This is a genomic window from Pseudofulvimonas gallinarii, assembly GCF_004343305.1.
GTDB classification, from domain to species: domain Bacteria; phylum Pseudomonadota; class Gammaproteobacteria; order Xanthomonadales; family UBA2363; genus Pseudofulvimonas; species Pseudofulvimonas gallinarii.
This window is the reverse complement of record NZ_SMAF01000023.1, coordinates 37,398-49,140: the sequence shown is the minus strand read 5'-3', so window position 1 is coordinate 49,140 and position 11,743 is coordinate 37,398. Positions and strand designations below refer to the sequence as shown.

General features: G+C 65.5%; 9 protein-coding genes. 2 read left to right on the top strand and 7 right to left on the bottom strand.

Annotation, left to right across the window (positions count from 1 at the left end; all coding sequences use genetic code 11):
• From tnpA to EDC25_RS12270, 3 genes are all read right to left on the bottom strand, one after another.
• A partial coding sequence (gene tnpA, locus EDC25_RS15185; RefSeq protein ID WP_425599501.1) for an IS66 family insertion sequence element accessory protein TnpA occupies positions 1 to 92 on the bottom strand: 92 nt, incomplete at its 3' end.
• A gap of 98 nt (positions 93 to 190) precedes the next feature.
• On the bottom strand, positions 191 to 1,444 hold the full coding sequence (locus EDC25_RS12275) for a hypothetical protein (protein ID WP_132577553.1): 1,254 nt from the start codon (positions 1,442 to 1,444) through the stop codon (positions 191 to 193).
• A 358-nt stretch (positions 1,445 to 1,802) separates the two neighbouring features.
• Positions 1,803 to 2,357 (bottom strand): ECF-type sigma factor, encoded by a 555-nt coding sequence (locus EDC25_RS12270; RefSeq protein ID WP_164483844.1) that lies wholly within the window; start codon positions 2,355 to 2,357, stop codon positions 1,803 to 1,805.
• 160 nt (positions 2,358 to 2,517) lie between these two features.
• Between EDC25_RS12270 and EDC25_RS12265 the strand changes: the two genes are divergently transcribed.
• Positions 2,518 to 3,153, top strand: a complete 636-nt coding sequence (locus EDC25_RS12265) for a phosphotransferase (RefSeq protein ID WP_132577552.1) — start codon at positions 2,518 to 2,520, stop codon at positions 3,151 to 3,153.
• A gap of 109 nt (positions 3,154 to 3,262) precedes the next feature.
• Here EDC25_RS12265 and EDC25_RS12260 read toward each other — a convergent pair whose 3' ends face one another.
• From EDC25_RS12260 to EDC25_RS14755, 3 genes are all read right to left on the bottom strand, one after another.
• Entirely contained in the window at positions 3,263 to 5,320 is a 2,058-nt protein-coding gene (locus EDC25_RS12260; RefSeq protein WP_123520615.1) for a S9 family peptidase, read from the bottom strand.
• 116 nt (positions 5,321 to 5,436) lie between these two features.
• The gene (locus EDC25_RS12255) at positions 5,437 to 6,015 is read right to left on the bottom strand and encodes a YceI family protein (RefSeq protein WP_132577551.1); all 579 of its coding nucleotides are present in this window, start codon (positions 6,013 to 6,015) and stop codon (positions 5,437 to 5,439) included.
• Between the two features lie 160 nt (positions 6,016 to 6,175).
• Positions 6,176 to 6,463 carry a hypothetical protein gene (locus tag EDC25_RS14755; RefSeq protein ID WP_164483845.1) on the bottom strand — a complete coding sequence of 96 codons (288 nt, stop codon included), beginning with the start codon at positions 6,461 to 6,463 and terminating at the stop codon, positions 6,176 to 6,178.
• A 250-nt stretch (positions 6,464 to 6,713) separates the two neighbouring features.
• Here EDC25_RS14755 and EDC25_RS12245 point away from each other — a divergent pair, with 250 nt between their 5' ends.
• Entirely contained in the window at positions 6,714 to 9,107 is a 2,394-nt protein-coding gene (locus EDC25_RS12245) for a TonB-dependent receptor domain-containing protein (RefSeq protein WP_207905714.1), read from the top strand.
• A gap of 126 nt (positions 9,108 to 9,233) precedes the next feature.
• Here EDC25_RS12245 and EDC25_RS12240 read toward each other — a convergent pair whose 3' ends face one another.
• On the bottom strand, positions 9,234 to 11,645 hold the full coding sequence (locus tag EDC25_RS12240; protein ID WP_123520617.1) for an ADOP family duplicated permease: 2,412 nt from the start codon (positions 11,643 to 11,645) through the stop codon (positions 9,234 to 9,236).
• Positions 11,646 to 11,743: the final 98 nt, after the last annotated feature.

The following is an 11,743-nucleotide window of genomic DNA, read 5'->3' as shown; positions in this document are numbered from 1 at the left end:
AACGCATGCCGCCGGCAATACGCCGACTGGCTCAGGCCACTGGATTGCCAGGCGGCCATATGGGCCGCCCATCGGGTACGCTTGCTGGGCATGACAGGGCACCATCGAATTGAGGGTGCCCATCAAACCCCGCTGGCGACCGGGAAAACAGGTGTCGTCGGCAGACGCTTACGATGAGACAATCCGTGCGCTAATCAATCGTGAGTTCGCCCAGATCGTTCTGCGTCCCATCAGGCCATTCCCTAACCGCACGGTAATGTCCTTTCGGTAGGGCGACTGTCACCCTATCAGATTCTGGCGGCGCTAATACATGATCAATAGCGACGGCGTCGTCCGCCTCGTCTCGAACAAAAATTCGCACAAGTGTTTGCTGCGCAGCCGGCTGAAGCCTAAGTGATAAAAACGCCCGGCCTCCAATTGAGATTAACCAATCCGGTCGTCCGCCAATTGAGTAGTTGGTATGCGGAAAGAATATCGTGATGTCGTACCCATCTCTGGCTAAGTACGTGCCATCTCGCTTTCGAAGGGCCACCGGGTAATCGAGCTTGCCGCACCGCTCGACACCCCTATAGAGAGGCGTTTGGTATCGGCGTGCAGAACTAGGTGTGCCTCCGGTTTGATCTATCGATATTGGTTCTATACCGGTCAACTGTTGGAGCCTATACGCCATCATTGTATTCGAACCATTGCCTGGCGTCTTTCTAATGTGAGTTCCATATATAAAAACTAGCTTGTCAGCGTTATCATCAATTACCCTCTTGATATTCGCTGCTTGGCTTTGCTCACGGACTGCACGTCGAGTATTTTCATCAACTCCATCTACTAACTGGGCAGCGGTCTGTTCATATGGAAATAATACATAGCCTTGGGCAATCGCATGTCTAATGAGATCCCCAAACATTGGCTCCGCAGAATAGACGCCAAGATCCAATGTTGGTGACGTGAGACGATCTGAGCGTTCTGCCACCACTTCGCTGAAAGTTTCTGCGCCGAAGAGCGAAAACCCAATAGGTCTCAGCACTCCGATGACTTGGCTGGCGAACGCGCGATGAAGCGGTGAGTAATGATTCTCATTCATCATCACTAGTTTCGCATTCCTTGCAACGTCCATAATTGCTTCAGTAGCCGGAATGCGCATATACGCTTCGCAAATTAATTCAATTGGCGGGTCAACTATGTCTTCAGCAAGATATGCGTGAGCTAGAAACTCGGTTTCGATCAAATTCCCTGTGAAGGCGTAGAATTGAGCGAAGGTGTTTGTATGAATCCACCCTGTTTTCATAAGCGAATCCAAATCGCCTATTGCTTTTAGAGGCCGGTTCTCCTCATAAAGAGTTCTCCACGCCAGATCCCACTTCTCTTGCCTGTCATCAGCGCTCGCAGAGGTCGCGAATTGGGTGCTTAACAGGATCAACAGCGTCGTTAGCGTTGCTTTAAATTTCAAGACGATGCATCCTCGGCCGTGGCGTCTGTTCATTGACAACCAGCGTGTTCAATTTTTTTCCGCGTTGACTGATGTTCGTCCCTCCATAGACCAGATCAAAGTGTTCCGACGGCTTCGACGGGTGGCGCTGACTACGCCCAGCCTCGCCAGGGAATCTGTAACGAAGCCGGGCACCTGGGCCTGGCTGCCCGCGACCGGCGGCGCAGCTCTCCGCGCTGGCGTATCCGTGCCTTCCGGCCCTCAGGTCCTGGCGAGGGAAAGCGCCACCCTGCCAATCACACCCGTGACACGGCCAGTGGCGAAACAGGAGCCGGCCCCGGTCGCGATGTCGGCTGGAGCTTGGCGTGACGGCTGAATATCAGTCTTCGCGCATGTGTTCGCCCAGCCATTGCCGGGCGCTGTTCCAGTCACGCTGGACCGTACGCACAGAGACCGCCAGCGCCTCGGCAGTCTCCTCTTCGCCGAGTCCGCCGAAGAACCTGCATTCGACGATGCGCGCCTGGCGCGCGTTCACGCGCTCGAGTTCCTCCAACGCCTCGTCGAGGCGGACCCAGCGATCGGCCTCGGCGATTTCGGCGCCGTGGATGTCGTCGAGCGAGCGGCCATCGAAGCGCTCGCGCGTGCGCAGTCGGCGTCGAGCATAGTCGCAGAGGATCTGGCGCATCGCCCGCGCCGCCAGGTTCAGGAAATGCGAGCGCGTGCCGACGTGGCTGGCCGCCGGGCCGATCAGCCTGAGGTAGGACTCGTGGACCAGGCTGGTGGTATCCAGCGTTTCGCCGCGCGGCATGCCGGCAAGCTGGCGCCGTGCGATCCGCCGCAGCTCGGCATAGATCATCCGGAACAGGGTCTCGTGCGCCGTGCCGTCGCCTTCGCGCGACCGCGCCATGAGCACGGTGAATTCACCTGGTTCCATGTCGCCCTCCCATTGACCCCGCGACCCCGGCAACAGCTTGCGCGCCCGGACGGAGCGGTCGAACGGCATCCCGCGGTCCGCTTGCGGAACGTCCGCCCGTCCGCCGCGGGCGGGTCCCGGCCCATGACATCGCTGGCATGCGCCGGCACAATGCCCGCGGATGATGACGGAAACCCTGCTCAAGCGCGACGCGTTCGGCGCGATCTATCTCTGCCACGACGGCAGCCAGGGAATGATCCGTCGCGATCTCGCCCAGGTGTCGTGGTGGCTGCGTCCACTGGCCTCGCGCGCCGCGGCGCGCGAGGCACGCGTGCTGCGTCGCCTCGAAGGCATCGACGGCGTTCCCGCGCTGCTGTCGGCGTCGCGGCTTCGCGTGGAGCGCAGCCTGATTCCCGGCAAGCCGATGCAGGAGGGCCAACCGCGTGACCCCGGCTACTTCCGTCGCGCGCATCGCCTGCTGCGCGAACTGCGCGCCCGTGGCGTCGTCCACAACGACCTGGCGAAGGAACCGAACTGGCTGGTGCGCGACGACGGCTCGCCGGCCATCGTCGATTTCCAGATCGCCGGCATGGGCGATACGCGGGCGCGCTGGTTCCGACTGCTCGCGCGCGAAGACCTGCGGCACCTGCTCAAGCACAAGCGCACCTATTGCCCGGAAGCGCTGACACCGGTCGAGAAGCGCCTGCTGGCGCGCAGCTCCTGGCTGGCAAGGACATGGCGGCGCACCGGCAAGCGCGTCTACAACTGGGTGACGCGGCGCATCCTGCGCTGGCAGGACAACGAAGGGCGCGGCTGAATCACCTGCGCCCCGCTGCACGGCGGTCGGCGCCGTCTCGCCGGACAACGTCCCGTGCCGGGCGGCCGGATAACGGCCTGCCACGGTGCACGGCAGGCCGTCCATCGGTTTACTTCTTCGCCGCGAGGGCTTCAGGCAGGCCGGGCAGAAACCCGGCGCCATGCGGCACGGTGATGGTCGCGCCATCGAAGGCATCGCCGACCGGCTCGACGCGACCGCCCAGGCAGCGGCCCAGGAAGGCCTCGGTCACGGCGTTGAAGCTCAGGCGGTTGGGCGGGCGCTGGAAGCCGTGCCCTTCATCCGGATACAGCACGTAGGTCACCGGGATGCCGTGCGACTGCATGGCCTGCACGATCTGGTCGGACTCGGCCTGTTTCACGCGCGGATCGTTGGCACCCTGTCCGATCAGCAGCGGCTTGCGGATCCGGTGCGCCTGGTGCAGCGGCGAACGTTCTGCCAGCAGCGCGCGGCCTTCGCCGGTATCCGGATCGCCCATGCGCGTGGCGAACATCGCACGCATCGGCCCCCAGTACGGCGGGATGCTTTCCAGCAGCGTGACCAGGTTCGAGGGGCCGACGATATCGACGCCACAGGCGAACACGTCCGGCGTGAACGCCAGGCCCGCGAGCGTCGCGTATCCGCCATAGCTGCCGCCGCCGATCGCCACCTTGTCGGCATGCGTGATGCCGCGGTCGATGGCCCACTGCACGGCATCGAGCAGGTCGTCGTGCATGGTCCTGCCCCACTGCAGGTTGCCGGCATTGAGAAACGCCTTGCCGAAACCGGTGGAGGATCGGAAGTTGACGCTCAGCACGGCATAGCCGCGGTTGGCCAACCACTGGTGGATGCTGTTGAAGCCGAAACCGTCGCGCGCCCAGGGGCCGCCGTGCACCCACAGCACCAGCGGCACGGGCTCGGCGGGAATGCCGTCGCGGTCGGCATCGCTTTCCGCAGGCAGCGTCAGGTAGCTGACCAGCCGGAGCCCGTCGCGCGACGGGATTTCCACCGCGTGCATCGGCGCCAGCGTGTACTGCTCCAGCGCCGGCCGGGTGTGGAACCACGGTTCGGCATGGCGACGCGCGCGGTCGTAGCGCCAGTAGCGGGTGCCGTGCTCCGCGGTCATCTGTGCGACGACCCAGCGGTCGTCAGCGAGCGTGCGGCTGGCGATCATCACCTCGCCCTCGCCCAGGCCGGACAGGTAGGCCAGGTCGTCGGCGATGGCCGGATCGAGGACAGTCCATTCGGTCTTGAGGTAGTTGACGCCGGCCGCCTGGATGACGCCGGTGCGCGGATCGACCAGGAGGTCGTCGACATCGGCACGGGCATCCTCATGCAGCACCCGGCGGTCGCCGGTCGCCAGGTCCACCGAGACCAGCGCGGCGGTGTCACGGTCGCGGCTGTCGAACATGTACAGCGTCGAGCCGTCGCGGGTCAGGCCCAGCGGCATCGTCGTCAGCGCGTCGTCGGCACCGATGGTGATCCACGGCTGCCAGTCGTCGCCGTCGCGCCGGTGCACGGTGTTGCCGCCATCCGGCGTCGGCTGCACGGCGAAGCGGACGGCCAGGTCGTCATCGAACATGATGTCGCCGAAGCGGCTGTTCTCGAACACGCGCTCGCTGCGACCACTGGCCAGGTCGATGCGGACCGGATCGAAGTACTGCGGGTCACGGTCGTTCACCATCACGAGCGCGGCATCCGGGTGCTTCGGCGTCAGCTTCGCGATCATCGCGCGCGAGCCCGCCGGGGTCAGGACGCGGTCCTCCCCGGTCAGCAGGTTGACGGCATGGATGCGGAAGTTCTCGTCACCACCGTCATCCTGTGGATACAGCAGGTGCTTGCCATCGTAGGCGAAGCCGAAGGTGCGCACGCCACGGCCGCGGTCGTGGGTGACCGGACGCGCCTGGTCGGGTGCATCGGACGGCGCGATGTAGAGGTTGAGCACGCCATCGCGCGGCGCGACGTAGGCCAGCCAGCGGCCGTCCGGACTGACCTGCCCGCTGGAACGGCTCGGGTTGTCGAACAGGACTTCGCGCGGAATCAGGGGCGGCGCAAGGGCCGCTCCCGTGGGCGCGGCTTCCATGGATGAGGCAGTCGATGTTGCCGGCGGTTTCGTGGCGCAACCGCCGACAGCGGCCATCAGCACGAGCAGGCCCAAGGATCGGTACATGTGAAGCCTCCCAGTTGACTGCGTGGGAGACTAGCACCGGCCGGCGGAACGATGGACGTCCCGAAGGTCATGTGTCCAGGCGGCCGCCAGCGTGGCGGCGGCCGCCGGCGACCGGCTTACTCCGCCTTGGCGGCGGCGATGGCCTCGATGGTGACGTTGATGCGGACTTCGTCCGGGATGCCTCCCAAGTACTTGTCGACACCGAAGTCGCTGCGCTTGATGGTCCCCACCGCATCGAAGCCCGCGGCCGGCACCTTGCGCATCGGATGCTCCATCATGCCATTGACGGTGACATCGAAGCTGGCCTCGCGGGTCACACCGTGGATGGTCAGGTCGCCCGTGAGCTTGAGCTTGCCTTCGCCAGCCGCCTGCACCGAAGTGCTCTTGAAGGTGGCGGTCGGAAACCGGGCCTCGTCGAACAGGTCGTCGCGCTTGAAATGGTCATCCATGGCAGTGACGCCGGTGCTGACGCTGGCGATCGGCACGCTGATCTCGATGGACGCCGATGACGGATCGGCCGGGTCATAGACGATGGTGCCGGTGGCGTCGGCGAAGCGGCCGGTGATGTTCGACAGGCCCATGTGGCTGTAGGTGAAGTGCACCTGCGTATGGCGGGTATCGATTTCGTAGGTTTCCGCCTGGGCGGCACCCGCAGCGACGGCAAACAGGGCGGTGGCGAGGGCAAGACGCTTCATCGGTGTACTCCTTGGGAGGCGTGTCGGAATGTCGTGTATCAGGAAACCGGGAGGCATCCGTGGTCGGCGCCTGGCGCCGGCGGGAAGACCTGGCGATCGGATCGCCTAGGATGCCGGCCGTTCCCGCCGGCAACAAGCACCGGCAATGGAACGCACTGTCTCATCGCTGTGAACGCGCCACCAGCCAAGGCAACAGCCAGCCCAGGCCGACACCGGCCAGGAATACGCCGTAACCGAGCACGGCGGCCAGCACCTGCGGCCACATCAGTCCCCAGGTGCGATCGGCGCCGTGGAACGCCCAGATCGTGGCCGCGAACGTCAGCACCAGCGTGCCGAGCAGAACGGGCCCGGTCCATCGCGCCGGCCGCCCGCGCACGAACAGCCAGCCGACGATGGCGAAAACGGGAATCTGGATTACAAAAGCCAGCCAGGGCATCGACATGTCCATGGCGCAAGCATAGCCGCGGAATCCAGCCTCGCGGCGTACGAAGCTGGACCGCCGCGTCCAGCTCCTGCCCCGGTGCGACGACTCGCGCAGGAATATGGACGGCCGGCCAACCGTCGTCCACACAAACGCTTGGCCAGTAAATGCGAATCACTCTTACCCGCATGTATAATGTGCGCCCGCAACATCCCGCCACCGGGACTCCACTCACACAACCGGGCCGCCGCCGCATCCGCCCTCGGGAACCGCACCCATGCCAGGCCGCACATTCCGCCCTCTTTCCTTCAAGCCACGTCCTCTTGCCCTCGCCATCGCCCTGCTACTGTCGCCCATGGCCGCCCTCGCCCAGGACCCGGGCGACGCGACCGACGGCGCCGATGACGCCAATGTACTCGACCAGGTGGTCGTCACCGCCGCCGGCTTCGAGCAGAAGCTCACCGATGCCCCCGCGAGCATCAGCCTCATCTCCCGCGAGGAATTGCAGAAGCGTCCGTACATGACGCTCATCGACGCCGTCAACGACCTTGAAGGGATCGATGTGGGCGAAACCTCCGACAAGACCGGGCAGAAGACCATCTCGATCCGCGGCATGGGCGCCGATTACACCCTGATCCTGATCGACGGCAGGCGCCAGAACAATCACGGCGACATCTATCCGAACTCGTTCGGCGGCAACCAGTTCAACCACATCCCGCCGCTGGACATGATCGAACGGATCGAAGTCATCCGCGGCCCGGCGTCCACCCTGTACGGCTCGGATGCACTCGGCGGCGTCGTCAACATCATCACCCGCAAGGTGTCCGACCGCTGGCGTGGTTCGGCGACGGTGACCCACAACGTGCAGGAGCACAGCGAATTCGGCAGCGACAGCACGCTCGACTTCGCAGTCATGGGCCCGATCCTCGGCGACACACTGGGCCTGACCCTGAGGGGCGCGCGCTACGAGCGCGATGCCTCCAATCCGGAATACGACACCGTTTACGACCCGTCCGGCGCACCGCATGAACGCAGCCTCGGTTTCGGTGGCGGTGGCAAGACCGTCGACAACCACAACCAGACGGTGGGCATCTCGCTGGCCTGGACGCCGACGGACAACCAGTCGGTGATCGTCGATGCCGACAGCTCCGAGCAGGTCTACGACAATACGCCGTACGTCAACAACCTGGGCACGGAGACCTATCCCCTCGGCACCGTCGACAGCATCGACACCATCTGGCGCGCCACCGGCGGCGTGGTGCAGCCGCGCGTCGGTTACGTCGACGAGCAGACATTCACCCGCGACCAGTGGTCGATCACCCACCAGGGCGACTGGAGCTTCGGCAACAGCTTCGTTTCGCTGGCCTGGATCGATACCGCCAACAACGGCCGCACCCTGCCCTTCACCGTTGCCGAACGCCAGTTGCTGCAGCAGATGTATTCGGGCACCGGCGACTACGAAGGAATGAGTGTCGCCGACCGCCGCGCCGCCGCGGAGGCGGCGTTCCTGCCGCGGCCGAAGCGGGCGATGGAAAGCAGCCAGTACACGCTGGACGCAAAGCTGGACATGCCCATCGAACTGGAAGGCGGCGGCTTCCACCATGTCGTGGTCGGCGGCCAGATCATCGACGGCGAGCTGGAAGATGGCGTCTTCGGAATGGAAACCGGCGGACCCGGCGGCGGCACCGTTCAGGATCATGAGATGTGGTCGGTGTTCACCGAGGACAACTGGAGCGTCAACGACCGGCTGACACTGACCGCCGGCATCCGTTACGACGACCACAACATGTTCGGCGGCCACGTCAGCCCCCGGGTCTACGGCCTGTATGTGGTGAGCGACACCTGGACGCTCAAGGGCGGCGTCAGCACGGGCTACAAGACGCCGGACACGACGGACCTGTACGACGGCATCACCGGCTTCGGCGGCCAGGGCACCACGCCCTTCGTCGGCAACCCGGACCTGCAGCCGGAAACCAGCGTCAACAGCGAGCTGGCCGCCTACTGGACGTCGCTGGACGGCGCGCACAATTTCAATTTCACCGTGTTCCACAACGATTTCAAGGACAAGATCTCGCGCGGCGAAGTAACCCAGAGCTGCGAGGCAACCGGCGGCGTCCGTCCCTGCGCCAACCTCGGTGATTTCGCCCAGCTTGGCTACACCAGTTACGCCCAGAACATCAACGTCGCCGAGGCACGCGTCGTCGGCGCCGAGATCGCCGGCCGCTACCAGCTCGGCGACAGCTGGGCCCTGCGCGCCAACTACACCTGGACCGACAGCGAACAGAAGACCGGCGAAGAGGCCGGCCTCCCGCTGGCGCAGTCGGCGAAGCACATGGCCAACGCGACCCTGGAATGGATGGCGAGCGACCGCTTCTCGACACAGCTGATCGCCGAATCCCGCTCGCGCCGCTACCGTGGCAGCACCGACGAGGATGGCAACCCCCTCTTCTACCGCAGCTACAACATCCTGCACCTGGCCGCGCAGTACCGCATCAACGACAACATGACCCTGGGCGCCCGCATCAACAACCTGCTCGACGAGGACTTCACCGGCTACCAGACGGTCTTCACCGCCAATCCGGACGGCACCTACACCATGTCGGCGCTGGACGATTTCAACAACAAGGACAAGGCGCGCAACCTCTGGCTGTCGCTCAACGTGCGCTTCTGAACGACGAGCCGCGCGCGTAGGGCACGCCTCCGAGTCACCAACGCGCAACGTGGCGACGACCATTGCGTCCCGTCAACGAAAAGGCCGCCCACCGGGCGGCCTTTTCCCATTCCGCGGGATGGCGTGTCATTCCTGGCGCAACGCGATCACCGGATCGACGCGCAATGCCCGCCGCAGCGGCACCAGCGACGCGCACAGCGCAACAAGCAGGATCAGGACGACGGTGGCGCCGAAGATCAGCGGATCATGGGCGCGCGTGTGGAAGGCGGGATTGGCGAGCAGTTTCGACCACGGCAGCGCGATCGCGACGCCGATCGCCAGGCCGGCCATCACCTGGCCGACGAGCCGCTTCAGCACCAGCCGGGTGACGCCGGCGCGGTCCGAACCGATCGCCCGGCGGATGCCGATCTCGCGCGTGCGCTGCTCGACGGAGAATGCCAGCACGCCATAGAGGCCGGCTGCCGCGAGGATCAATGTCAGCACGCCAACGGCGACGAACATCTGCGTGAGGACGACGGCGCCAGCGCGCCCGGCCTTGATGTTCGACGCCTGCGTCTGCACCCAGTAGGCGGGCGTATGCGGATCCACCGTGCGGATCGCGGCGGACAATCGCGGCGCGAAGGCCGCCGCGTCGCCATTGACACGCACGGCCACGGTCGCGAAACGGGTGGGCGCCTGCGCGAACGGGACCAGCATGCTCGGGCGTGGCGTCGACCCGACCTGCCGCAGGTGCAGATTGTCGATCACCCCGACAACGGTGACCGTTCGCGCCTGGCTGCCTTCCGGATCAACAGTCAGCCGCTGTCCCAGTGCCGGGCGATCCGGGAACAGGCGCTGGGCGGCACGCGAGTCGATCACGGCCACCGCCAGGGTGCCGGCACGGTCGTTCTCGTTGAAGAAACGGCCTTCGCGCAGGCGGATTCCGTAGACATCCGCGAAAGCTGCATCGACGGCGGCGGTTTCCGCATCGACAAAACCGCCGGAGGGCCGTTCACCGCCTTCCCCGACCAGCTCCTCGCTGCCACCACTGGTCCAGCCAGGCATGCCGGTGCCCACCGTCGCGGCGACCACCCGTGGATCCTGGCGGATGACCTCGCTGACGCGCTGGAAGAAGCGAAGGCGCTCCTCGTCCGACGGATAGTCGTTCTCGAACAGTCCGATGCGACCGGTCAGCACCGTTTCCGGATCGGCATGCGCGCCGTGGTCGAAGGCGAGCATGCCATTGATGCCGCGGACGAACATGGCCGCACCGACCAGCAGCACGACGGAAAGCGCGATCTCGCCGATCACCAGGATGCGCGAGATGCGCGGGAACAGGCCGCCGTGGCTGCCCCTGCTGCCATCGCGCAAGGCGTCCTGCGCATTGACGCCAGCCGCTCTCAGCGCCGGTATCAGGCCGGCGAGCAGGCAGGTCGCGAAGGCGACCGCCGGCAGGAAGGCCAGGTCGCGCCAGTCGTAATCGAAGTCGATGAAGAACGGCACCACCACGGCGGAGGCAGCGAGATGCTGCACGAACACGCGTCCGAGCACGTCATTGCCCAGCGCAGCCAGCGTCGTCGCGACCAGCGACATCAGCAGCGCCTCGGCCATCAGCTCCCGCAACAGTCGTCCGCGACCCGCGCCGAGCGCGCTGCGCACGGCAAGTTCGCGTCGACGCGGCAGGATCGCCGCCAGTTGCAGGTTGGCCACGTTCACGCAGGCCAACAGCAGCACCAGCAACCCGGCGGCGAACATCATCCACAGCATGTGCCGGGTCGTCCGGTCGACGAAACGGTGGTGCAACGGGATCGCGTTGAGGAAATCGCCGTCGCGGCTGCCCAGGACGTCGCTGCCCATGCGCGCCGTCGCACCCGCCAGTACCTGCCGCGCCTGCGACAGCGTCACGCCGGGCGCCAGCCGCGCCAGCACCTGCACGCCAAACTCGTCGTCCAGCACCAGGCGCCGCGGGATCCACATCTGCTGGTCGAAGGGATAGGCGAAAGACGCCGGCAGCACGCCGATGATCGTCGCCGGGCCACCGTTGGCGCGCACCTGGCGACCGACCACAGCGGGATCGCCACCGAACTCATTGCGCCACACCTGCTCGCCCAGCACCACCGTCAGCGGCGCCCCCGGCCGGTCGTCCTCGGCACTGAAGCCGCGTCCGAACAGGGGCTGTACCGAGAACAGCGGGAGCAGCTGGTGGTCGATGATCGCGCCGTTGTAGCGCTTCACGCTGTCGCCATCGCCGATGACGACCGTGGCCGGCCCGGCCTCGACGGCGACGCGGTCGAAGACCGGCAGGCCGTCGCGGATCGCAAGCCATTGCGCCGTGCTGAGATCGCCGACTTCGTCGGGGCTACCCGTCGTGCTCCAGCCGACAGCGACGAGGCGCTCGGCGTCGGGGAACGGCAGCGGCTTGATCACCATGCTGTTGACCGATCCGAACAGGAACGTCGCCGCCAGCAGGCCCAGTGCCAGGATGGCGATCGACAGCGCCGAGTGCCCTGGCCGCGACCAGACCCTTCGCCAAGCGTTGCCCAGTGCCTGCAGTCCCATCGCTTCCGTTCCCCCTCAGCGTCGAATACAGCCCGATGCAACCGCGGTACCCGGTTGCACGCGCGCCCTTGCGCGATGTGCGCGGTAGCCGGATGTCC